Here is a 24,428-nt window from a genome sequence, read left to right on the forward strand (position 1 = left end):
GCCCCGTGGGGGAGGGCAAGTAAGCCGTAGGCTTGCCTCTTCGGCGAAAGGTACGAATCTGTTATCCGAACGCGACTCGGTTTTTGAAAAAGCCGTGGTGCCAAGGGGGCAGGGGATTCATTATGAGGTGCTTTATGTTTTCGACTGTGATTACTGCTGCTGTTTTATATATTGCTACAGCAGTAGATTTGTTGGTAATACTATTAATATTTTTTGCTAGAGCAAATACTAGAAAAGAATATCGAGATATTTATATCGGACAATATTTAGGTTCTGTAATTTTAATATTAGTTAGTTTATTTCTAGCTTTTGTTTTAAATTATGTTCCGGAAAAATGGGTGTTGGGTTTATTAGGTTTAATACCGATTTACTTAGGTATTAAAGTTGCTATTTACGACGATTGTGAGGGCGAAAAAAGAGCTAAAAAAGAATTGGATGAAAAAGGGTTGTCAAAATTAGTCGGTATTGTTGCTTTGGTTACAGTTGCTAGTTGTGGTGCAGATAATATTGGACTTTTTGTTCCTTACTTTGTGACTTTAGATCTTGTCGACTTATTAGTTACTCTTCTTGTATTTTTAATATTGATTTTTGTTTTAGTATATACAGCACAAAGATTGGCTAATATTGCAGGTGTTGGTGAAATTGTAGAGAAGTTTAGTCGTTGGATAATGGCTGTTATTTATATTGGTTTAGGGTTATTTATTATTATTGAAAATAATACAATTCAAACAATAATATCAATAATATGAATGATACGGGCATTTGAGTATCTGACAAACCTTCGGCTTGCTTCTTCAATACAAGATACAACCCTGTCCTCCCAATAAATCTATATCCGAAAGCATCTTCATGCAGAATCAAGCCAAACCATGAATAAGTTTTTCACCCACCCCATGCGGCCGTTTTTCGTCGGTGCGGCGGTGCTTGCCATACTCGGCGCGTTGGTGTTTTTCATCAGCCCCGGTGCCGTCATTTTGCACCGCCAAATCTTCTTAGAACTCATGCTGCCTGCGGCATACGGCGGCTTCCTGACTGCAGCCATGCTCGAATGGACGGGTTATAAAGGTCGTCTGAAACCTGTCGCTACTTTGATGGCGGCATTACTGCTCGCCGCATCTGCCATACTGCCCTTTTCGCCGCAAACTGCCTCGTTTTTCGTTGCCGCCTATTGGCTGGTATTGCTGCTGTTCTGCACTTGGCTGATTTGGCTCGACCGGAACACTGACAACTTCGCTCTTTTGACGTTGCTTGCCGCGTTTACTGCTTTTCAGACGGCCTATGCCGTCAGCGGCGATTTGAACTTACTGCGTGCGCAAGTACATCTGAACATGGCAGCGGTCATGTTTGTATCCGTCCGCGTCAGCGTCCTTTTGGGCGCGGAAGCCCTCAAAAAATGCCGTCTGAAAGACCCTGTATTCATCCCCAACGTTGTCTATAAAAACATCGCCATCACCTTCCTGTTGCTGCACGCCGCCGCCGAACTTTGGCTGCCCGCGCAAACCGCCGGTTTTACCGCGCTCGCCGTCGGCTTCATCCTGCTTGCCAAGCTGCGCGAACTGCACCATCACGAACTCCTGCGCAAACACTACGTCCGCACCTATTACCTGCTCCAACTCTTTGCCGCGGCAGGCTATCTGTGGACAGGCGCGGCGAAATTGCAAAACCTGCCCGCCTCCGCGCCCCTGCACCTGATTACCCTCGGCGGCATGATGGGCGGCGTGATGATGGTGTGGCTGACCGCCGGACTGTGGCACAGCGGCTTTACCAAACTTGACTACCCCAAACTCTGCCGCATCGCCGTCCCCATCCTTTTCGCCGCCGCCGTTTCGCGCGCTGTTTTAATGAACGTGAACCCGATATTCTTCATCACCGTTCCCGCGATTCTGACCGCCGCCGTGTTCGTGCTTTACATGCTGACATTCGTACCGATTTTTCGAGCGAACGCGTTTACAGACGATCCGGAATAAAAATGCCGTCTGAAACGGTTTCAGACGGCATCGTATTGCCGATAATCAGGCCTCCTGCGGATCGACATCCACCGACCATCGGATTTTGCCGTCCCTGTTCTGCTGCAACACCTGCACCCACAAACTCACGGCGCGGTGCAAATCCTGTCGGGACGGAGATTCGATGAAAATTTGCGCGCGTTCGCGTTCGGCAAGGCGCACCATCAGCATGGGGGCGGCACCAAACTGGGAGACGCTTTCGGGCAACAGCGGGGCAAGGGTTTCTTTGGCGGCGTTGAGAAATTCCATCGCATCGGCAACACGCGGCGCATCGGCGCGGACGGCGGTCTGGAAACCGAAGGGCGGCATCGCGAACATTTGCCGCTCGTTCAATTCGTTTTCGGCGAACACGGCGTAATTTTGCGCTTTGACGGCAGTAAAGACGGGATGTTCGGGCAGCTGGGTCTGTATCAGCACCTTGCCGGGTTTGTCGGCACGCCCCGCCCTGCCGGACACCTGCATCAGCTCGGCAAACAGCCTTTCCGGGGCGCGAAAGTCCGCGCTGTACAGGCTGCCGTCGGCGTTCAACACGATAACGAGGTTGAGCCGCGCGAAATCATGCCCTTTGGCGAGCATCTGCGTGCCGACCAAAATGTCGATTTCATTGTCGGCGATGCGGCGGTACAAATCCGCCCAGTCGTTTTTGTGCGCGGTGCTGTCCCTGTCAACACGGACGACGGCTGCCTTGGGCAGGAAGGCGCGCAGGGTTTCTTCGACGCGCTGCGTGCCGTGTCCGACGGCGGTCAGATCTTGGTTGCCGCAGTCGGGGCATTTGAACGGGACGGGTTCGCGGTGGTCGCAGTGGTGGCAGCGCAGTTGGCGGGCGCGTTGGTGCAGCACCATTTTGGCGGAGCAGTTCGGGCAGCCGAAGGTATGGCCGCAGTCGCCGCAAAACAGCGCGGGCGCGAAACCGCGACGGTTGAGGTACACCAGCGACATACCGCCCGCTTCAAAGTTCTGTTTCAAAAGCTGCAAGGCTTGCGGCGAGAAACCGTTGTCGAGTTTCAGACGGCCTACGTTGAGGATGTCCACTTGCGGCAGTTGCGCGGCGGTATGGGCGCGTTCGGTCAGTTGCAGCAGGCGGTACGCGCCGCTTTGCGCCTTGTGCCAACTCTCCAAACTGGGCGTAGCACTGCCCAACACAACGGGGCAGCCGCCCTGCTTCGCCCGCCACACCGCCAAATCGCGGGCGTGGTAGCGCAATTCGTTGTCCTGTTTGAACGAGCCGTCGTGTTCCTCATCGACCACAATCAGCCCGACATCATCCATCGGCGTGAACACCGCCAGCCGCGTACCGATCACCAGCTTCGCCTGCCCTAACATCGCGCGCAGATAATCCTGCGTACGCCTGCCTGCCGCCATCCGGCTGTGCAACACGGCAGTCGGCACGTCGGCAAAACGGTTTTCCACCCGCTTCAAAAGCTGCGGCGTGAGGTTGATTTCGGGCAACAGAAACAACACCTGCCGCCCCTGCGCCAACACTTTCGCCATCGCATCAAAATACACCTCGGTCTTGCCGCTGCCGGTGATGCCGTACAGCAGAAACGGCCGGAAGCGTCCCAATGCCGTCTGAATGGCATCGGAAGCCTGCCGTTGGTCGGCATTTAATACAAATTCAGAGTGCGAAACCTGCCCGTAGTACGACCTTAAAACCGGTTTCGCCGCTTCCGCCGTTTCAATCCAACCCTGCGCCGCCCAATCCTCAATCAATTTCGCCGCCTGCGTGTTTACCTGTTTCAACGCCGCCATCGTCATCCCGCCTGACAGTAGCGCGTCCCACAAAGCCGCTTTTTTGTTGAACCGCGCCAGCGGCGGCGTTTGCGCCCTGCCTGCTTCGTTTAAAGCATAAAACAACGGCGGCTGCGGCATTTCCACTGCGCGCGTTTCCTTCAAACCTTGCGGCAATGCGGCAAATACCGCCTGCCCGGTCGGATAGTGGTAATAACGCGACGTAAACGCCAACAAATCACGCCAGCTTTGAGGCAATGGCTTTTCTTCCACAAAGGCCGTCTGAACGCTCAAAATCCGCGCCGTATCCATATCAGGCGCGATATCCGTTTCCCACACAATCCCGACAACAGTTTTATTGCGAAAAGGCACAAGCACCCGCACTCCCTGCGGCAGCGGCTCGGAATGGGAATAAGTCAAAAGGCCGTCTGAAAGCGGCACGTTCACGGCGATGCGGTGGTAGATCATAGCGTGGTCGGACAAATGGTTTGAGACCGTCTGAAGAAACGGAAGTTATTTGCACAAATACAAACAGTCTTTATCTAAAGTAAAGCCGTAACCCTGTTTCCACAAATCGAAATAAGGACGGAGAAAATCGCTGTCGGGCTTGGTGCGGTAAAGCGGATATTGCAGATAGGCGGACAGGTAATAATCGCAATTTATAGAATAATAGGCTTCGTCCAACACTTGTTCGGGGCTGTTGTCATCTGTATTACTAACCCGCCATTCATCAAATGCTTCTCCAAACAAATCCTGAGTATCGTCAAACTCTTCCGCAGGCTCGCCAAAACGTATCTGTTTAATCGCTGCCAAGGCTGCAATCAGCTCTTCATCTTCAACAAAGCGGGCAAATTCGCGCAACCCTTCCAGCAAACGCTCGCCCGTCTGTCTCACTTCTGCCTCATCTTGCACAGGCGGGCAGAAATAGCCGGGAATATAGCCGCCGTCGAGGATTTCTTGATTGTGTTCGGCAGTGTTTTGATACACAGGCATGATGCGCGCCAGCAATTCCTGTCCCTTTTCCAAAGGTTCAAACACCGCAGCCACGCCTTCTCCGTCGGGCATAAAACCTTGAAACAAACCGTAGAAATAATCTTCCCAGCCATTATATTTATCTGCTGCCTGCGGCTCTTCGCCCAGCAGCTTAAACAGATATTCAGCGTATTCTTGTTGGTTCATCATTTTTCTCAAAGTGTCGGTAAAATCTTTCAGTTGCCCGCAGCAAATCTTTCAGACGGCCTCAAACCGCACTAAAATCCGCTTAGCCATATATTTACAGCGATGCGGTGGTAGATCATACAAACAATCAAATTATTTTTGCGTATTTTAACAGCCGGAAGCTATTTTCAGACGATAAATTGAGCCTCGGCGCAATGCAGGCGCAACAGAGGTTTGATACAATGCCGCTTTTCCAACACGCGCAATCATCTGATATGAAAACCAAGTTAATCAAAATCTTAACCCCCTTTACCGTCCTCCCGCTGCTGGCGTGCGGTCAAACGCCCGTTTCCAACGCCAACGCCGAACCCGCCGTCAAAGCCGAGTCCGCCGCCCCCGTACAAGGAAAAGTCGGCGAAGCCTTGAAAGCACGCCTCGAAAAAATTTACGAATCCCAAGACCTGAAAGTCATCAGCGTCAGCGAAACACCGGTCAGAGGCATTTACGAAGTCGTCATCAGCGGAAGGCAGATTATCTACACCGATGCAAACGCCGATTATCTATTTTCCGGCGAACTTCTTGACATCAACAACCGGAAAAACCTCACCGAACAGCGTATGGCAGATTTGAACAAAATCGACTTCGCCTCCCTGCCTTTGGACAAAGCCATCAAAGAAGTACGCGGCAACGGCAAGCTGAAAGTCGCCGTCTTCTCCGACCCGGATTGTCCGTTCTGCAAACGCTTGGAACACGAGTTTGAAAAAATGACCGACGTGACGGTTTACAGCTTTATGATGCCCATTGCCGGCCTGCACCCCGATGCCGCACGCAAAGCGCAAATCTTATGGTGCCAGCACGACCGCGCCAAAGCGTGGACGGAATGGATGCGTAAAGGCAAATTCCCGGCCGGCGGCAGCATCTGCGACAACCCCGTCGCGGAAACCACTTCCTTGGGCGAACAGTTCGGATTCAACGGCACACCGACCCTCGTCTTCCCCAACGGGCGCACCCAAAGCGGCTACAGCCCGATGCCCCAACTGGAGGAAATCATCCGCAAAAATCAATAATCCATCCGCAAAACAAAAGGCTTGGAACCGTGTTCCAAGCCTTTTTCAAATGCCGTCTGAAGCCTGCCCGGCAGCTTCAGACGGCATCTTTGTGCCAACCTCAATCCTGCGCCAATGCGTCTATCGGATTGAGTTTGGCTGCTTTATTGGCAGGCATAAAGCCGAACGCGATGCCGATTCCGGTCGAACAGGCGACCGCGCCGATAACGGATGCCGCCGAAATATCCATCGGGAAATCGGTTACAAAATGATTGAACACGAGGCTGACGGCGACGGACAAACCTACGCCGACCAAGCCTCCGATGATGCAGATTAACACTGCTTCAATCAAAAACTGCTGCAAAATATTGCCGCGCCGCGCGCCGATTGCCATCCGTATGCCGATTTCTTTGGTGCGCTCGGTAACGGACACCAGCATAATGTTCATCACGCCGATGCCGCCGACTACCAACGAAATCAATGCGATGGAGGAAATCAGCAGCTTCATCGTACCGGTGGTGCTTTCGACCATCTGCCTGATGCTGTCGCTGTTGTTCATAAAGAAATCTTCCGTGCCGTGCCGCGCTTTGAGCAGCTCGGTCAACCCTTTTTCGGCGACTTGGGTGTTGGCATCGTCTTTGATTTTAACGGTGATGGAGTTGGTGTGGCTCTCGCCTGTGATTTGGTGCATCACGGTCGTATAGGGCGACCAAAGCATCAGCACGTCGGAATTGCCGAAAGCGTTTTCGTCTTTTTTCATCACGCCGATGACGGTCAAGGGGCGTTTCCTGAACAAAATGGTTTTACCCAACGGATCCGAATCCGCAAAGAGTTTGTCTTTAACATTTTGGTCGATGACGACGACTTGCGCGTCTTCTTTCACATCGTTTTCGTCAAACAGCCGCCCCGTTTCCAGCTTCAGCCCGCGCACGTCGAAATATTGTTCGCCCACGCCGTAAAGCGAGGCGGTCAGGTCGGTGTTGCGGTAGGTCAGCGTGCCGCCGCTCGAAGTCATGGGCGTGGCGGAAGCAACGTAGCTTTGTTTGGCGATGATTTTTGCGTCGTCTATGGTCAGGGTTCTGATTTTGCCGCTGCGCCTGTCGCCGAAGCCGCGCCCGGGGAAGATGCTGATGGTGTTCGTCCCCATCGAACTGATGTCTTCGAGGATTTTTTTCTGCGAACCGTTGCCCAATGCGACGACGGAAACCACCGAAGCGATACCGATGATGATGCCGAGCATGGTCAGCAGCGAACGCATTTTGTGCGCCAATACTGCTTGCACCGACATTCTGAAGGCTTCGACAAACTGGTCGTAATAAAACGACCACGAGGCTTTTTCCTGAATCCTCCCGACCTTGCTTGCGGGGATTTCGGGATTTTTCGAGGTGTCGGAAATGATTTCGCCGTCCCGGATTTCGATGACGCGGTTGGCGTTGGCGGCGATGCCGGGGTCGTGCGTGACCATAATGACGGTATGCCCCGCTTCGTGCAGCTTATGGATGATTTCCATCACGTTTTTGCCGCTGGCGGTATCGAGCGCGCCGGTCGGCTCGTCGGCGAAGATGATTTCTCCGCCGTTCATCAGGGCGCGGGCGATGGAGACGCGCTGCTGCTGTCCGCCCGAGAGTTCGCCGGGCTTGTTGCCCTCTTTGCTTGCCAAGCCCAAATCCTGCAACAACTTCTCCGCCCGCGCGGAACGCTCTTTGCCGCCCACGCCCATATAGACGGCCGGCAGCGCGACGTTGTCCCTTGCGGTCAGCGAGCTTAAGAGGTTGTAGCGTTGGAAGATGAAACCGAAGCGTTCGCGGCGCAATGCCGCCAGTTCGTCAGGCTGCATTTTGGCAGTTTCGATGCCGTCGATTCGGTACGAACCGGAACCGGCGGTATCCAAACAGCCGAGTATGTTCATCAGCGTGGACTTGCCCGAACCGGACTGCCCGATGATGGCGACAAAATCGCCCTTCTCTATCGACAGGCTGATGTTTTTCAAAATATGGACGCGGTTCTCGCCGCTGCCGAAATAGCGGTTGATGTTTTTACATTCGATCAAGCTCATAATGTTCCGTAAATCAATAACAAATGCCGTCTGAAACCGTTTCCGTGTTCAGACGGCATATTCGTTTATCAGCGCGGCGGGCCGCCCATGACGCGTTCGCTGCTTTCCTGTTGCTCGGCGGCGGTCATTTCGGAGATAACCACTTTGTCCCCCTCTTTCAAACCGCTTTTCACTTCGGTATTCATACTGTCTTTCATACCGGTCCGGATTTCGCGTTCCACTGCTTTGCCGTCTGCGCCCAACACGCGCACAAACGCCTTGCCGCCGCGATTTTTCACGGTCAGCGACGGAATAATCAGCACATTTTTCACACCGTCGATTTCAACCGTATTCTGCGTCGTCATCCCCGTGGCGAGTTTGCCGTCCGGATTCGGCACAAACGAACGGGCATAATAATAGACCGCATTGGAAGCCGTATCCGTACTGCTGTTGTAGCCGCCCGACGACATCGTGGTCAGCCCGGGGTCGACGCTGTCGAGCTTCGCCTTAATCGGCGTATCCGGTTCGGACAAAATCGTAAACGAAATATCCTGCCCCGCCTTCACCTTGGTAATATCGCCCTCGGCAATCTGCATTTTGTTCAACATCATATCCAAATTGGCAAGCTGGATAATCGTCGGTGCGGACTGCGCCGCGTTCACGGTTTGCCCTTCTTCCACGGGAATCGCCACCACCGTGCCGTCCATCGTCGCGGTAATGCGCGTGTAACCCAATTCCGACTCGGCGGTATTGATGGAAATTTTGCTCTGTCTGATTAAAGCCTTCAGCTCGGCAACATTGGCTTTGGCGGCGGCAAGCTCATCCTGCGCGCTTTCCAAATCTTCTTTAGAGGTCGCATCATCCTTCCACAAGACCGCCTGACGCTTATATTTCTTCTCCGCACTGCCCAATGCAATCTGTGCCGATGCCAGCTTCGCCTGATACGTTTCCAATTTGGATTTTTCCATATTGAGCGTGTTGGTCTGCGAGGTCGAATTGATTTCCGCAATCAAATCGCCCTTTTTGACCTGTTGTCCGAGTTTGACATAAAGTTTCTTAATCTGCCCCGATGCCTGCGCGCCGACCGACACCAGATTCGACGGCGAAATCTCCCCCGTCGCGGAAACCGTCCGGCTGATGTCGCCGCGCCTGACCGTTTCCGTAATATAAGAGGCCTGCGGTTCGGGCTTCAGATAAGACCATCCGCCCCAAACCGCTGCCGCCGCAACTGCCGCAACAGCCGCCCATTTCATCATTTTTGCCATATTTTCAATTCTCTGTATGCGCCAATCCCATAAATCGGAAGCGGATTCTACCGCAAGTCCCTGCCCCATCCAAGGAGGCAAACTGCCGACAATAAAAATAACCATTTGTTTTAAATGGCTTATACAATCTGCTTTCCCGAAAATTTCAATCCGTTTACATATTCCGCCATTTCCGATACGGCGTTATAATGCCGCCGACCGATAAACAAATGGAAACACATTGCTATGAAAAACGTTCAAAAAGGCTTTACGCTGCTCGAGCTGCTGATTGCCGTCGCCATTCTCAGCATCCTGACGCTCATCGCCTACCCTTCTTATAAAGCCTACACCCGCCGCATCCGCCTGTCGGAAGTCAAATCCACCCTGCTGATGAACGCGCAAAACTTGGAGCGTTACTACCGCCAAAAAGGGACGTTTGAAAACTACGACCCAAAAAAACTGAAACAAAACAAATATTTCAACATTACCTTGAGCAAAGTCAACCCCGACCACTTCACCCTTCAGGCCGTCCCCGATCCGACGACCAACGAAGGCGAAACCTGCATCGTCACGCTCAACGACGGCGGCACACTTTCCGCCGCCGGCAACGGACAATCCTGCCCGGACTTCGACTGATCCTCCGCCGAACCCGCAAACCCGCAAAAATGCCGTCTGAAGCTGTGTTCAGACGGCATTTTTGCGGGTTTCCCGTCCGGTTTTTTCAAACTGAAAACCTGCCGCCCCTTATCCGGCAACCGCCCGGATGCCGCGCCTTTCCAAGCCGTTATAGTATAACATATAACCCATATTTTTCAACAACATACCATTTGACCCGCAAGATGCGGAAGCGTATGCTTACCCTTATAGTGGATAACATTCCGTTTACAGGTTTTTTACCGTAACTAAGGAGCGCAATCATGAAAATGCAGGCAGTTGTTGTGAATAAAAATGTAGCGGGCGATGTGGAAGTAGTCGAACGCGAGGTTCGCCCGTTGGAATACGGCGAGGCATTGGTCGAAGTAGAATATTGCGGCGTATGCCACACCGACCTGCACGTTGCGGCGGGCGACTACGGCGAAAAACCGGGCCGCGTGTTGGGACACGAAGGCATCGGTTTGGTTAAAGAAGTTGCCGACGGTGTGAAAAATCTGAAAGTCGGCGACCGCGTCAGCATCGCCTGGCTGTTCCAAAGCTGCGGCTCGTGCGAATACTGCAATACCGGCCGTGAAACCCTGTGCCGTTCCGTATTGAACGCGGGCTACACCGCCGACGGCGGTATGGCGACCCACTGCATCGTCAATGCGGACTACGCCGTCAAAGTCCCCGACGGACTCGACCCCGCACAAGCGTCCAGCATCACTTGCGCCGGCGTTACCTGCTACAAAGCCATTAAAGTTTCCGGCGTGCGTCCGGGACAGTGGATTGCCATCTACGGCGCGGGCGGTTTGGGCAACCTGGGTGTCCAATACGCGAAAAAAGTGTTCGGCGCGCACGTCGTCGCCGTTGATGTCAACGATGAAAAACTGGCGTTTGCCAAAGAAACCGGCTCGGATTTGGTTGTCAACGCCGCCAAAGAAGACGCTGCCAAAGTGATTCAGGAAAAAACCGGCGGCGCACACGCTGCGGTCGTAACCGCCGTATCTGCCGCCGCATTCAACTCTGCCGTGGATTGCGTCCGCGCGGGCGGACGTGTGGTTGCCGTCGGTCTGCCGCCGGAATCGATGGATTTGTCCATCCCGCGTTTGGTTTTGGACGGCATCGAAGTGGTCGGCTCGCTGGTCGGCACGCGCAAAGATTTGGAAGAAGCCTTCCAATTCGGCGCGGAAGGTTTGGTTGTGCCGAAAGTCCAACTGCGTGCTTTGGATGAAGCTCCCGCCATTTTCCAAGAAATGCGCGAAGGCAAAATCACCGGCCGTATGGTGATCGATATGAAAAAAGAATGCGGCTGCGGCCATCGCCACTGATTTGACGTAGCGGTACACATCGAAATGCCGTCTGAACGCTGTTCAGACGGCATTTTTGACATCCGTACTCGTCGTTCAGGCAGATTCCGCCATTTCCAACGCCTGCTTGATGTCCACGGCAACGACGCGCGATACGCCTTTTTCCTGCATCGTTACGCCGACGAGCTGCTCCGCCATTTCCATCGTCAGGCGGTTGTGGGAGATGTAGAGGAACTGGGTTTGCGCCGACATTTCTTTGACCAGGTTGCAGAAACGCGAGGTGTTGGCGTCGTCCAGCGGGGCGTCGACTTCGTCCAGAAGGCAGAAGGGGGCGGGGTTGAGGCTGAACAGGGCGAACACGAGGCTCATGGCGGTGAGGGCTTTTTCGCCGCCGGAGAGGAGGTGGATGGTGCTGTTTTTCTTGCCGGGCGGGCGCGCCATGATGGACACGCCGGCGGTCAGGAGGTCGTCGCCTATCATTTTGAGGGTGGCTTCGCCGCCGCCGAACAGGGTCGGGAAGAAGGTTTGGACTTTGCCGTTGACGGCGTCGAAGGTTTCTTTGAAACGCTCTTTGGTCTTGTCGTCGATTTGGGCGATGGCTTCTTCCAAAAGGGAGATGGCGGCCTGCACGTCTTCGCTTTGGCTGCGGTAGTAGCCGTCGCGTTCGCGAGCTTCTTCGAGTTCTTGCAGGGCGGCGAGGTTGACGGCACCGAGGGCTTCGATTTGCTGGGTGAGGCTGCCGATGCTGCTGTTCAATACTTTCGGCGATTCTTTCGCCAACGCTTCGAGCGCGTCCAAATCGGCGGCGCGTTCGGTCAGGTTTTGATGGTAGCGTTTGGCGTTGATCAGGGCTTCCTGCTGCTGCAACAGGGCGGTTTGGGTGGCGGCCTGAAGCTGCGGCAGCTTGGTTTGCAGGGTTTGTACGCGGGCGTATTGTTCCCTGCCCTGCTCCTGAATCTGAGCGAGTTTTTCTTGTACGACGATATATTCTTCGTCCAAAGTCTGTACGGCTTCGCTTAATTCTTCAAGCTTGATGTGCTGCTCGTCGTTTTGGAACTCGGTTTCATAGGCGAGGGCAAGCTCTTGCTGGCGTTCCTGCCAGTCGAAGGTTTGCTGTTCAAGCTGTGCAATTTGCTGTTGGTAATTTTGTTTTTGCTGGTTGAGCTTGTGAACGGCGACTTCGGCAAGCCCGTATTGGCGGTTGGCTTCCAACAGGGCAAGCTGCGCCTGTTTCAGACGGCCTTGCTGCTCTTGGCGGCTGTGTGCGGTGGTTTGCTGTTGGTGTTCGAGTTCGGCGGCGGCTTCCTGCAAAATAGCGATGTCGTCTGAAAGCCCGTCGGACGTGTGTTGCAACACGGTCTGCTCTTCCGCCAACTGCGCCAGTTCGCGGACGATGTGTTCGCGGCGGATTTGCCCTTGGTTGGTACGCGCCAGAAGTTCGGCGGCGCGTTGCTGCGCCCGGCCGTATTGGCGCGTGTGCTGCTGTTGCTGCTGCATCAGGTTTTTGTACTGCGTTTCAGACGAGCGCACGGCGGCTTCCGCCTGTTTGAACGCGGCTTCGGCGGCGGAGAGTTCGGGGGCGAGGTTTTCCAGTTCGGACGCGATGCCGTCGAGACGGGCTTTTTGGGCAATCAGGCTTTCCTGCGCGGGTTTGGCATAGAGCAGGACGCTGACTTTGTCGACCTGATGGCCTTCGGGCGTAAGCCAGATTTGATGTGCGCCCAAATCGCTTTGATGCGCGAGGGCGTAACTCAAATCGGGTGCGCACAATACGCCGTCGAGCCAGTGGTGCAATGCCGTCTGAAACGGCGGCTGCGCTTGGATTTGGTTCAGCAATGCCTGTACGGGCAGGGATTTTTTGATGCCGCCGGAGAGGCCGTCTGAAAGCCATGCCGCCTGCCCCTGCGGCAACGGCGCGGGCGGAACGAAACCAGACGGCACGCTGCGGGCGTGCAGGCGTTCGGCAAGGATGACGGACAAGGCGTGCTGCCACTCCGCGGGCGCGGTGATGTGTTGCCACAGTTGCGGCGCGGCGGCGTGGTCGGTTGCCTGCCAGAAGTCGGCGGCTTCCTGCTGTTGCGACAGGATTTGCGACAACGCCTGCTGCTGCGCCTGCAAGGTGATGTGTTGCTGCTTCAGGCTTTGGAAGCGGTTTGATGCCGTCTGAAACACCTCGCGTGCGGCGTGCAAGGCTTCTTCGGCGGCGATGATTTGTTCTTCGTAATGCTCTTGCCGGCTTTGCAACAAGGCGGCGGCTTCCTGCGCGGCGGCGGTTTCGGCTTCGTCGGGCAGGTTCAGGGCTTGGTTTTCCTGTTTCAGACGACCTTTGCGCTCTTCGTGCTTGGCAACGGTTTGTTCGGCATGGGCAAGCTGCTGCTGCTTCAACGCCAGTTCGCGGCGGATGCGGTTCGCCTCGTCCTGCTGGGTTTGGAAAGCGGCGTTGAGCGTGGCTTGGGCTTCTTCCAATTCGGGCAGACGCTCTTCGTGTTCGGCAACCTGCATCGCCCATTCCGCCAATTCGGTTTGCTTTTCTTCCGCTTGCAACTCGTTTTCTTCAAGCTGCACGCGGATTTGCTGCTGCTCTTGATGAATGCGTTGCAACTGCGCCTGCGCTGCCTGCTTGTCGCGTTCGATGCGTTGATGCAGGTTTTGCTGATGACGGATTTGTTCTTCCAAACGGGCAATCTGCTCGCGCAACACGCCGCGTTTGTTGCTCAATTCGTGTACCGCCTGCTGCTGCGACTGTTCGGCGGTCTGCAAGGCGTGTACTTCATCGTTTAACGCCTGAACCTGCGCGGCGGTTTCGTCCTGCTGCGCCTGCAAAGATTGATGCTGCGCGGTCGCCTTGTCGGCGGCGGCAAGCGATTGCTGCCATTGGGCGTAATCGAGCAAATCCTGTTGTTGATTCAACTGCGCGGTCAGGGATTTATAGCGTTCGGCGGTTTCCGCCTGTTTCTCCAGCTTTTCCACCTGACGCTCCAACTCGTTCTGCAAATCGCCCAAACGCTGCAAATGCTCGCGCGTGTCTTTCAGACGGCCTTCCGTCTCCTTGCGGCGTTCCTTATATTTGGACACGCCTGCCGCCTCCTCGATATAGGCGCGCAACTCTTCCGGCCGCGCTTCGATGATGCGCGAAATCATCCCCTGCTCGATAACGGCATAACCGCGCGCGCCCACGCCCGTACCTAAAAACAAATCGGTAATGTCGCGGCGGCGCACGGTCTGATTGTTGATGAAATAAGTCGATTCGCCCTGACGCGTCAACTGCCGCTTGATGCTCACCTCGGCATACTGCCCCCACGCCCCCTGCAAACTGTGGTCGCTGTTGTCAAACACCAGCTCCACCGAAGCCCTCGGCGCAGGACGGCGCGTCGCCGCACCGTTAAAGATCACGTCCTGCATACTCTCGCCACGAAGCTGCTTCGCCGAAGCCTCGCCCAACACCCAGCGCACCGCGTCAATCACATTCGACTTGCCGCAGCCGTTGGGCCCGATAACCGCGACAAGCTGCCCCGGCACATAAATCGTGGTCGGGTCGGTAAAAGATTTGAAGCCGGAGAGTTTGATGTGGGTCAGGCGCATAATGGTCGGAAAAAATAAAAAAGAAGCGTATTTTAACGGAAATCCCGCCGCACCACCCCATATCTTTCCGGCAAAACCTTACCGCATCCCGCACCCGCGATGCCGTCTGAAGCCTTCAGATGGCATTTTTAACGCGCCCGAACCCCGGTTCCGCCAACGCCCGATGCTTGGCGCGGCATTTGCCGTATTGCCCCGCCGCCGGGCGCGTTATAATCCGCCACTACATCCGCCCGATTGGAAAGCAACCTATGAAACCCGCCTATTTCATTTCCGACCTGCATTTGAGCGAAAAGCATCCCGAACTGACCGCGCTGTTGCTGCTTTTTTTACGTTCTTCCGCCGCCGGACAGGCGCGGGCGGTTTATATTTTGGGCGATTTGTTTGATTTCTGTGTGGGCGATGACGAAGTTTCCGAGTTGAATACTTCGGTTGCGCGTGAAATCAGGAAATTGTCCGACAAAGGCGTTGCCGTGTTCTTTGTCAGGGGTAACCGCGACTTCCTAATCGGTCAGGATTTTTGCCGGCGTGCGGGCATGACGCTACTGCCAGATTACTCGGTTTTGGACTTGTTCGGCTGCAAAACCCTCATCTGCCACGGAGACACATTATGCACCGACGACAGGGCATACCAACGTTTCCGCAAAATCGTGCATCGGAAGCGGCTGCAAAAACTGTTCCTGATGCTGCCTCTGAAGTGGCGCACACGCCTTGCCGCCAAAATCAGGCGTGTCAGCAAAATGGAAAAACAGGTCAAGCCCGCCGATATTATGGATGTCAATGCCGCCTTTACCACGCGGCAGGTTCGCGCCTTTAACGCGGAAAGGCTGATACACGGGCACACCCACCGCGAGCATATCCATCACGAAAACGGCTTTACCCGCATCGTTTTGGGCGACTGGCATAACGACTATGCTTCAATCCTCCGCGTGGACGGGGACGGCGCGGTATTCGTGCCGCTGGAAAAATGCTGAAAATGCCGTCTGAAGCCTTTCGGGCGGCTTTTTTTACACGCCCCTTTCCCACACTCCCTCCGCCGCATCATCACCATCCTTAACCCGCATTAATAGCCATTATCGATAAAATGCTTGACCGATTACATAAGATTACGTAAAGTGTGCAAACGCATAATAATTGGTCTTACCAATTTATCTTTTAACCAAAATATCGGGTGTGCGGGATTTGAACGTCTTTCCAAACCTCGACGCGCCTTATGATGCAAATGCCTAAAAAGGATTCGTTATGGCACTTTTCCTCAGCATATTCCCCATCGTCCTGCTGATTTGGCTGATGGTGAAAAAAAACAGTATGCCTTCCTACGTCGCACTGCCGATTACCGCAGTGCTGATTTACGCCATCAAACTTTTCTACTTCGGCGATGCGGGAATACTGCTCAACGCCACCGCCGCTTCCGGCCTCGTCAAAACGCTCACGCCGATTACCGTGATTTTCGGCGCGATTATGTTCAACCGTATGATGGAAACCACGGGCTGCATCGATGTCATCCGCAAATGGCTGGCGACCATCAGCCCCAATCCCGTAGCGCAACTGATGATTATCGGCTGGTCGTTTGCCTTTATGATTGAAGGCGCATCCGGCTTCGGCACGCCTGCCGCGATTGCCGCGCCGATTCTGATGAGCTTGGGCTTCAATCCGTTGAAAGTAGCGATTTTCACTTTGGTGATGAACTCCGTCCCCGTCTCTTTCGGCGCGGTCGGTACGCCGACTTGGTTCGGTTTCGCACCGCTGAACCTGAGTGCCGAAGACATCCTCGCCATCGGCAGGCAGACCGGCGTGATGCACTTCTTCGCAGGTTTCGTCATCCCCGTCATCGGCTTGAGTTTTATCGTACCTTGGTCTGAAATCCGCAAAAACTTGGGCTTCGTCGCCATTGCCGTTTTCTCCTGTACCCTTCCCTATGTCGCATTGGCAATGGTCAACGAAGAATTTCCTTCTTTGGTTGCCGGCGCAATCGGTCTGATGTTTTCCGTATTTGCAGCTAATAAAGGCTGGGGCTTGAGCAAAGACCACGCCAAAGACCCGAATGCCGAAAAAGTGCCGTTCGCCCAAGTCGCCAAAGCACTCGCCCCTTTGGGTATGCTGATCGGTATGCTGGTGGTTACGCGCATCAAACAGATCGGCATCAAAGGCATTTTGACCAGCAAAGAAGAATGGTTCAGCTTCCAACTGCCGTTTGATTTGTCCAAAATTACCGTCAGCGACTCCCTGACGATTACCTTCGGCAATATTTTCGGACAAGATGTCAGCGCGTCCTACCAAACGCTGTACGTTCCCGCTTGGATTCCGTTTGTCTTTACCGTTTGGATCTGCATCCTGCTGTATAAGACCAAATTCAAAGATGCTTGGACGATTTATGCCGTAACCTTCAATCAAACCAAAAAACCGCTGCTTGCCCTGATGGGCGCGCTGATTATGGTTCAGCTGATGCTGGTCGGCGGCGACAATTCGATGGTGAAAATCATCGGTAAGGAATTTGCCGCAATGGCGGGCGAACACTGGGTTTATTTCTCGCCGTATCTGGGCGCGATCGGTGCGTTCTTCTCCGGCTCCAACACCGTGTCCAACCTGACCTTCGGCCCGATTCAGCAGCAAATCGCCCTGGATACCGGCCTGTCCGTTACCCTGATTTTGGCGTTGCAATCCGTCGGCGGCGCGATGGGCAATATGGTGTGCCTCAACAACATCATCGCCGTATGTACCGTATTGGACGTGAAAAATTCCGAAGGTGCGATTATCAAGAAAACCGTTATACCGATGGCGATTTACGGCGTGATTGCCGTCGTCGTGGCAATGATTTTCTTCCTCTAGGCGAAACGCCGCCATCCATAGCGGCAGCACGCGGAGGACGGAAACCTCCTCTCCCCGTCCGGGCGGCGCGCCGGGCAGAATCCCTACCCGCCTCGCCAAACAAATGCCGTCTGAAACCGGAAAAGGCTTCAGACGGCATTTTTCCGCCGTTTGCATTCAGGCGTAATGATGATGCGGCATCTTTCCGTCAAGGCGGTAGCGCGTGCCGCAATACGGACAGGCAACGCTGCCCGATTCTCCTTCGCCCAAAGGCAAAAACACCCTCGGATGCCCGTTCCACTGCTCGCTGTCCGGCCCCGAGCAATACAGCGGCAGATTTTCCGGCAACACGGAAATTTCCTGCGGATTCAGATTGTCCATTTGATTTTCCTTTGCGTGGTTGGTGTACGCCTATTTTACGCCATCGGCAGGCTAAAGGATATTTTCGGCGAAAAGCCGCAATCCGCTATAATCCCCACTTTTCAGACGGCATACCATGACTGCGCTTACCCTTCCGGAAGACATCCGCCAACAAGAACCATCCGTTCTGCTCTATACCCTCGTTTCCGCCTACCTCGAACACACCGCCCAAACCGGCGACGAATCCCTCTCCTGCCTGTCCGACGACCAGCACACGCTGACCGCATTCTGCTACCTCGACAGCCAAGTCGAAGAAGGCGGCTTCGTACAGCTTATCGCCTCCGGCTACGGCGAATACATTTTCCGCAACCCGCTTGCCGACAGCCTGCGCCGCTGGAAAATCAAAGCCGTGCCGAAAGTCTTGGACAAAGCCAAAGCCCTCTACGAACAACACGGGGAAACCATCGAAACGCTCGCCGACGGAGGCGCAGACATCGAATCCCTGCGCAAACAGTTCCCCGACTTTGAAGAATGGGACGGCGCATACTACGAAGCCGCCGAACAAGACCTGCCCCTGCTTGCAGAACACATACGGTCAAACTGGGAAACCTTCGCCCATATCGGGCAGGTATAGGCACGGCTGTTTCCAGCACATATAAAACAGCGTAAAATCGGCAAACCCGAATGACCTTCCGTCCCCATCAAGGAGCAAGCTATGTTCTTCAAGCACATCGAAGCCGCCCCCGCCGATCCGATCCTCGGTTTGGGCGAAGCGTTCAAAGCCGAAACCCGCCCTGAAAAAGTCAACCTCGGCATCGGCGTGTACAAAGACGCATCCGGCGCGACACCCATTGTCAAAGCCGTCAAAGAGGCTGAAAAACGCCTGTTGGAAAGCGAAACCACTAAAAACTACCTGACCATCGACGGCGTTGCCGACTACAACGAGCAAACCCAAATTCTGCTGTTTGGCAAAGACCACGAAATTATCGCCAGCCGCCGCGCCAAAACAGCGCAAAGCCTTGGCGGCACAGGCGCATTGCGTATTGCGACCGAATTTGCCAAACGCCAGTTGAACGCGCAAACCATCTGGATTTCCAATCCGACTTGGCCTAACCACAACGCCATCGCCAAAGCGGTCGGTATCCAAGATAAACCTTATCGCTACTATGATGCCGCCAAACACGGTTTGGATTGGGACGGCATGATTGAAGACTTGAGCCAAGCGCAAAAAGGCGACATCGTCCTGCTGCACGGCTGCTGCCACAACCCTACCGGCATCGACCCTACGCCCGAACAATGGGAAACTCTGGCAAAACTTTCTGCCGAAAAAGGCTGGCTGCCGCTGTTTGACTTTGCCTACCAAGGCTTTGGCAACGGTTTGGAAGAAGATGCCTACGGCTTGCGCGTGTTCTTGAAACACAATACAGAATTGCTGATTGCCAGCTCTTATTCCAAAAACTTCGGTATGTACAACGAGCGCGTCGGCGCGTTCACTTTGGTGGCCGAAGATGAAGCAACCGCCGCCCGCGCCCACAGCCAAGTCAAAACCATCATCCGTACCTTGTATTCCAATCCGGCTTCACACGGCGCGAACACTATTGCGCTGGTGTTGAAAAATGATGATTTGAAAGCACAATGGATTGCTGAACTCGATGAAATGCGCGGCCGTATCAAAGCCATGCGCCAAAAATTTGTCGAGTTACTCAAAGCCAAAGGTGCTACCCAAGACTTTGATTTTATTATTGAACAAAACGGCATGTTCTCTTTCAGCGGCTTGACTCCCGAACAAGTTGACCGTTTGAAAAACGAGTTTGCCATTTATGCCGTCCGTTCCGGCCGTATCAACGTCGCCGGCATTACCGACGACAACATCGATTATCTGTGCGAAAGTATCGTAAAAGTACTGTAAAAAGCGCAGCCATATGAAAATGCCGTCTGAACCTTAACCAGTTCAGACGGCATCTGTTTTTTGTTAAAAAACAATAAACTATAACAATTTCAAACAAGCTAAAAACATCTATAAAATCAACCCAATATGATGAATTCAAATAAAAATACGAATATCATCATTCTCAAATTCAAAATTTGAACGCCACAGTATAGTGGATTAACTTTAAACCAGTACGGCGTTGCCTCGCCTTGTCGTACTATCTGTACTGTCTGCGGCTTCGTCGCCTTGTCCTGATTTTTGTTAATCCACTATAAATTTTCGATAAAATCAATTTTCTGTATTCAATACTGCTCCAATCAATTCCTGAGCACCGTCGTCCGCCAATTTCTTAGCGACTGCGCGTCCGAGCGCGTCGGCGTATTCGGCAGGTGCTTGCGCGTCTGCCTGCAACACAACCGAACCGTCGGGATGACCGACCAAGCCGCGCAAGGTCAGCAAACCGTTTTCTTCAGTGCAATATGCGGCCAGCGGCACTTGGCAGCTTCCGCCCAAAGCGCGCGCCAACGCACGTTCGGCCGTAACGCAGGCGTGTGTGGTATCGTGGTTTAACGGCTTCAAGACTTCGTACAAATCTTCGCGATGCGCGGCAATTTCAATACCCAATGCGCCTTGTCCGGCTGCAGGCAGGCTGTCGGATTCCGACAAAATCATGCGGATGCGTTCGTCCAATTCCAGACGCTGCAAACCGGCGGCAGCCAAGATAATTGCGTCGTATTCGCCGTTATCGAGTTTAGACAAACGGGTTTGCACATTGCCGCGCAGGGGTTTGATAAGCAAATGCGGATAGCGCGCACGCAACTGGGCTTCGCGGCGCAGGCTGGATGTGCCTACGACAGCGCCTTTGGGCATTTCTTCCAAACGCGCGTATTGGTTGGACACAAATGCGTCAAACGGATTGGCGCGTTCGCCGATGGCTGCAAGCGCGAAACCTTCAGGCAAATCCATCGGTACGTCTTTAATCGAATGCACGGCCAAATCAGCCCGGCCGTCATACAAAGCCTGTTCCAACTCTTTGACAAACAAGCCTTTACCGCCGACCTTTGACAAAGTTCTGTCCAAAATCTGGTCGCCGCGCGTGGTCATGCCCAAAATCTCGACCTCGCAATCGGGATACAGGGCTTTCAGACGGCCTTGGATGTGTTTTGCCTGCCACATGGCAAGCAGGCTTTCGCGACTGGCGATAACGAGTTTTTTCGGGTTCATAATGGTTGCCTGAAAGATGGAAAACGGCATGAAGTCTATCATATTTTGGGCGTTTTTTCAGACGGCATGGGGGTGAATATGTTATATTTACACCTAAAAACCAAATTTTCCGGACAACATGAAACGCGCCAAAAAATATCCTTTTTTATCCTTACAGCGGCAACGTTTTCATCTGAACTTTGAAAACGCCTCTTCCGCCGCCGACCTTCCGAGCGAACGCGATTTTTACCGCTGGGCATGGTCTGCCCTGAAAAACGAATACCGCCGCGCTGACATCAGCCTGATTCTTCTGGACGAAGAAGAAGCTCGCGCCTACAACCGCGACTACCGCGGCAAAGATTACGCCACCAATGTATTGAGTTTTGCGCTCAACGAAGGCGAAATCCTACCCGACCAGTTTTCAGACGGCCTGTATGGCGATTTGGTGATTTGTCCGCAAGTGGTTTTGAAAGAAGCCAGCGAACAAGGCAAAACACCCGAGCAGCATTTTGCCCACCTGACCATACACGGCACTTTACACCTGATGGGCTACGACCACATCGAAGACGATGAAGCCGAAATAATGGAAGCCGAAGAAATCCGCCTGATGCTGGCGGCAGGCTTCCCCAACCCCTACCAAGAGGACGAATATTAAAATGGACGGTACGCAGTCGAAACCCAAGTTTTTCGAACGCCTGATCTCCCGACTTGCCGGCGAGCCCGACTCCGCCGAAGACGTATTGACCCTGTTGCGCCAAGCGCACGAACAGGAAGTTTTTGATGCCGACACACTGACCCGGCTGGAAAAAGTATTGGACTTTGCCGAGCTGGAAGTGCGCGATGCCATGATTACGCGCAGCCGCATGAACGTATTGAAAGAAAACGACAGCATCGAGCGCATCACGGCCTACATCATCGAAACCGCCCATTCGCGTTTCCCTGTTATTGGAGAAGACAAAGACGAAGTTTTGGGCATTTTGCACGCCAAAGACCTGCTCAAATATATGTTCAACCCCGAGCAGTTCCATCTGAAATCTGTCTTGCGCCCTGCCGTTTTCGTTCCCGAAGGCAAATCACTGGCCTCCCTGTTAAAAGAGTTCCGCGAACAACGCAACCACATGGCGATTGTCATTGACGAATACGGCGGCACATCCGGCCTGGTAACCTTTGAAGACATCATCGAGCAAATCGTCGGCGACATCGAAGACGAGTTTGACGAAGACGACAGCGCCGACAATATCCACGCCGTTTCTTCCGAACGCTGGCGCATCCACGCCACAACCGAAATCGAAGACATCAACGCCTTTTTCGGTACGGAATACAGCAGCGAAGAAGCCGACACCATCGGCGGTCTGGTCATTCAGGAATTGGGACACTTGCCCGTGCGCGGCGAAAAAGTCATCATCGGCAACCTGCAATTTACCGTTGCGCGCGCCGACAACCGCCGCCTGCATACGCTGATGGCGACCCGCGTGAAGTAAGCACCGCCGTTTCTGCACAGTTTAGGATGACGGTACGGGCGTTTTCTGTTTCAATCCGCCCCATCCGACAAACATATAGTGGATTAAATTTAAATCAGGACAAGGCGACGAAGCCGCAGACAGTACAGATAGTACGGCAAGGCGAGGTAACGCCGTACTGGTTTAAATTTAATCCACTATAAAAATGCCGTCTGGAACCGGAAAACAGGTTCAGACGGCATTTCACTTATCCGCTTATTTTTTGCTCAAAGTCAGCCCCGTCCAACCGAACAGAAGCGTCAGTGCCAAACTCAAATAGCAGAAGAAGGCATAGGGCAGATATTCCCAAACGGGTACGCCGAGGGCGTGGCTGATGAACACGCCGCACACGCTCCACGGAACAAGCGGGTTGATGACCGTACCCGCATCTTCGAGCGTGCGCGAGAGGTTGCGGGAATGTAGTCCGAGTTTGTCGTAAACGGGTTTGAACGTTTCTCCCGACAATAAAATACTCAAATATTGCTCTCCAATCAGGAAATTGACCCCGACCGAAGTCATGGCGACGCTAAACGTCGCGCATCCTGCATTCGTCAAAAAGCTGCGGACGGCATCCAGCAGGGAAGGAATTACACCGAGCGCAAACAACAGTCCGCCCAAACTCATACCGAGAATCACGATGGTCTGCGTGAAAAACATACTTTCCAAACCGCCGCGCGAAATGAGTTTAGCGATGTCTTTAAACGCTTCGCCTTCGAGTTTGTAGCCGCCGTAAAACCACGCGCCGAGCTGACGCAGGTCGGGCGTGCTGTGCAGATACGTTACGGCAACGGCAACCATGACGGTAAAGAGCATGGCGACGACGGCGTTGACGCGCATCAATGCCAAAACGACCAACAGTGCAAACGGAATCAGCGAATAGCCGTGCACCAATCCCGTGGCTTCAAGCTGGCTGCGGAAGGATTCGACGCTGTTCAAATCCTGCGCGGCGACGCTGGGAAGAAGCCAAAGCATCAGTGCCGCACTGATGAGCCACGCGGGGATGGTGGTGTACATCATATTTTTGATGTGTTCAAACAGGTCGATACCGACGATGGACGCGGAAATGCCCGTCGTATCGGAAAGCGGGGACATTTTGTCGCCAAAAAACGCACCCGAGACGACCGCGCCCGCCGTCATCGCCATATCAGCCTGAAACGCCGCCGCCATACCCATAAAGGCAACGCCTACAGTAGCGCAGGTGGTCAGGCTGCTGCCGATGGACACGCCGATGACGGAACACAGCGCGAAGGCGGAAAAATAAAAATAAGTCGGGGAAATCAGTCCGAAACCGTAATACATCAGCGTCGGAATCGCGCCGCTCATCATCAGCGCGCTGACCATCAGCCCGATGAAGAAAAACAGGTAAATCGCGCCCATACCCTGATTCAACGCGCCAATCATCCCCGCCTGCATATCGTTGTATTTCAAACCGCGCGCCAAGCCGTACAAAATCAGCACGACGATGGCGGCAATAATGGACATATGCGGCAGCCACTCCAATGAAATGATGGTATAGCCCATCGCGGCAATCAGAGCGACGACGACGGCAATTGCCTCACCGCGCGGCATATCGAGTAAGGATTTGAAAGCAAACATGATTCTTTGCCCGATTTGATATAAAGTTAACGGATTCTAACACACCATACCGAATCCGCCCGACGTTTTCAGACGGCATTTTAGCGTTTTACAAAAGCCTGGCAGAAACAAAACAGCAATTTTCTCAATTTAAATTAATTTTTTTGAAATATAATTTTTTATTTTTTTGTTTGTTGGCATATAAGACTTTTATGGATTGAAGTATAATGGATTAACAAAAATCAGGACAAGGCGACGAAGCCGCAGACAGTACAGATAGTACGGAACCGATTCACTTGGTGCTTCAGCACCTT

General features: G+C 53.6%; 19 protein-coding genes. 11 read left to right on the plus strand and 8 right to left on the minus strand.

Annotated features, from left to right (window positions below; genetic code table 11):
* Positions 1 to 134: 134 nt before the first annotated feature.
* Positions 135 to 749 (plus strand): CadD family cadmium resistance transporter, encoded by a 615-nt coding sequence (locus Q3O12_RS02855; protein ID WP_301669334.1) that lies wholly within the window; start codon positions 135 to 137, stop codon positions 747 to 749.
* A 120-nt stretch (positions 750 to 869) separates the two neighbouring features.
* Positions 870 to 1,967, plus strand: coding sequence for an NnrS family protein (locus Q3O12_RS02860; protein ID WP_301669227.1), 1,098 nt, complete (start codon positions 870 to 872; stop codon positions 1,965 to 1,967).
* Between the two features lie 45 nt (positions 1,968 to 2,012).
* Here the strand turns inward: Q3O12_RS02860 and Q3O12_RS02865 are convergent, their stop codons facing one another.
* Positions 2,013 to 4,202, minus strand: a complete 2,190-nt coding sequence (locus Q3O12_RS02865) for a primosomal protein N' (protein WP_301669228.1) — start codon at positions 4,200 to 4,202, stop codon at positions 2,013 to 2,015.
* 45 nt (positions 4,203 to 4,247) lie between these two features.
* The gene (locus Q3O12_RS02870; protein ID WP_308447781.1) at positions 4,248 to 4,913 is read right to left on the minus strand and encodes a hypothetical protein; all 666 of its coding nucleotides are present in this window, start codon (positions 4,911 to 4,913) and stop codon (positions 4,248 to 4,250) included.
* Positions 4,914 to 5,167: 254 nt separating this feature from the next.
* Between Q3O12_RS02870 and Q3O12_RS02875 the strand changes: the two genes are divergently transcribed.
* Entirely contained in the window at positions 5,168 to 5,959 is a 792-nt protein-coding gene (locus tag Q3O12_RS02875; RefSeq protein WP_107818840.1) for a DsbC family protein, read from the plus strand.
* Between the two features lie 100 nt (positions 5,960 to 6,059).
* Here Q3O12_RS02875 and Q3O12_RS02880 read toward each other — a convergent pair whose 3' ends face one another.
* Positions 6,060 to 7,994: a MacB family efflux pump subunit gene (locus Q3O12_RS02880; protein ID WP_301669231.1), complete on the minus strand. Its 1,935-nt coding sequence runs from the start codon at positions 7,992 to 7,994 to the stop codon at positions 6,060 to 6,062.
* Positions 7,995 to 8,062: 68 nt separating this feature from the next.
* On the minus strand, positions 8,063 to 9,238 hold the full coding sequence (locus Q3O12_RS02885; RefSeq protein WP_301669335.1) for a MacA family efflux pump subunit: 1,176 nt from the start codon (positions 9,236 to 9,238) through the stop codon (positions 8,063 to 8,065).
* A 225-nt stretch (positions 9,239 to 9,463) separates the two neighbouring features.
* On the opposite strand from Q3O12_RS02885, the gene Q3O12_RS02890 reads away from it, so the two are divergent.
* Positions 9,464 to 9,853, plus strand: coding sequence for a type IV pilin protein (locus Q3O12_RS02890; RefSeq protein WP_301669232.1), 390 nt, complete (start codon positions 9,464 to 9,466; stop codon positions 9,851 to 9,853).
* A 281-nt stretch (positions 9,854 to 10,134) separates the two neighbouring features.
* Positions 10,135 to 11,181, plus strand: coding sequence for an alcohol dehydrogenase AdhP (adhP, locus tag Q3O12_RS02895; protein WP_301669233.1), 1,047 nt, complete (start codon positions 10,135 to 10,137; stop codon positions 11,179 to 11,181).
* A 75-nt stretch (positions 11,182 to 11,256) separates the two neighbouring features.
* On the opposite strand, the gene smc is transcribed toward adhP, so the two are convergent.
* Positions 11,257 to 14,742, minus strand: a complete 3,486-nt coding sequence (gene smc / locus Q3O12_RS02900; protein WP_301669234.1) for a chromosome segregation protein SMC — start codon at positions 14,740 to 14,742, stop codon at positions 11,257 to 11,259.
* Positions 14,743 to 14,990: 248 nt separating this feature from the next.
* Here smc and lpxH point away from each other — a divergent pair, with 248 nt between their 5' ends.
* The gene (lpxH, locus tag Q3O12_RS02905; RefSeq protein WP_301669336.1) at positions 14,991 to 15,713 is read left to right on the plus strand and encodes a UDP-2,3-diacylglucosamine diphosphatase; all 723 of its coding nucleotides are present in this window, start codon (positions 14,991 to 14,993) and stop codon (positions 15,711 to 15,713) included.
* Between the two features lie 268 nt (positions 15,714 to 15,981).
* Positions 15,982 to 17,568 carry an L-lactate permease gene (locus Q3O12_RS02910; RefSeq protein WP_301669235.1) on the plus strand — a complete coding sequence of 529 codons (1,587 nt, stop codon included), beginning with the start codon at positions 15,982 to 15,984 and terminating at the stop codon, positions 17,566 to 17,568.
* 156 nt (positions 17,569 to 17,724) lie between these two features.
* Here the strand turns inward: Q3O12_RS02910 and Q3O12_RS02915 are convergent, their stop codons facing one another.
* Positions 17,725 to 17,928 carry a zinc-finger domain-containing protein gene (locus tag Q3O12_RS02915; RefSeq protein WP_301669236.1) on the minus strand — a complete coding sequence of 68 codons (204 nt, stop codon included), beginning with the start codon at positions 17,926 to 17,928 and terminating at the stop codon, positions 17,725 to 17,727.
* Positions 17,929 to 18,043: 115 nt separating this feature from the next.
* Between Q3O12_RS02915 and Q3O12_RS02920 the strand changes: the two genes are divergently transcribed.
* Entirely contained in the window at positions 18,044 to 18,541 is a 498-nt protein-coding gene (locus Q3O12_RS02920) for a DNA-mimic protein DMP19 (RefSeq protein ID WP_107818491.1), read from the plus strand.
* 81 nt (positions 18,542 to 18,622) lie between these two features.
* The gene (locus Q3O12_RS02925) at positions 18,623 to 19,816 is read left to right on the plus strand and encodes an amino acid aminotransferase (protein WP_301669238.1); all 1,194 of its coding nucleotides are present in this window, start codon (positions 18,623 to 18,625) and stop codon (positions 19,814 to 19,816) included.
* A 309-nt stretch (positions 19,817 to 20,125) separates the two neighbouring features.
* On the opposite strand, the gene hemC is transcribed toward Q3O12_RS02925, so the two are convergent.
* Positions 20,126 to 21,061 carry a hydroxymethylbilane synthase gene (hemC, locus tag Q3O12_RS02930; protein ID WP_301669337.1) on the minus strand — a complete coding sequence of 312 codons (936 nt, stop codon included), beginning with the start codon at positions 21,059 to 21,061 and terminating at the stop codon, positions 20,126 to 20,128.
* A 118-nt stretch (positions 21,062 to 21,179) separates the two neighbouring features.
* On the opposite strand from hemC, the gene ybeY reads away from it, so the two are divergent.
* Both ybeY and Q3O12_RS02940 read left to right on the plus strand, forming a co-directional pair.
* Entirely contained in the window at positions 21,180 to 21,695 is a 516-nt protein-coding gene (gene ybeY / locus Q3O12_RS02935; protein ID WP_070814791.1) for an rRNA maturation RNase YbeY, read from the plus strand.
* Between the two features lies 1 nt (position 21,696).
* Entirely contained in the window at positions 21,697 to 22,521 is an 825-nt protein-coding gene (locus tag Q3O12_RS02940) for a CorC family transporter (RefSeq protein WP_301669239.1), read from the plus strand.
* A gap of 234 nt (positions 22,522 to 22,755) precedes the next feature.
* Here Q3O12_RS02940 and nhaC read toward each other — a convergent pair whose 3' ends face one another.
* Positions 22,756 to 24,135 carry a Na+/H+ antiporter NhaC gene (nhaC, locus tag Q3O12_RS02950; RefSeq protein WP_301669240.1) on the minus strand — a complete coding sequence of 460 codons (1,380 nt, stop codon included), beginning with the start codon at positions 24,133 to 24,135 and terminating at the stop codon, positions 22,756 to 22,758.
* Positions 24,136 to 24,428 lie beyond the last annotated feature (293 nt).

Origin of the sequence: Neisseria benedictiae (assembly GCF_958267435.1) — a bacterium.
GTDB classification, from domain to species: domain Bacteria; phylum Pseudomonadota; class Gammaproteobacteria; order Burkholderiales; family Neisseriaceae; genus Neisseria; species Neisseria bergeri.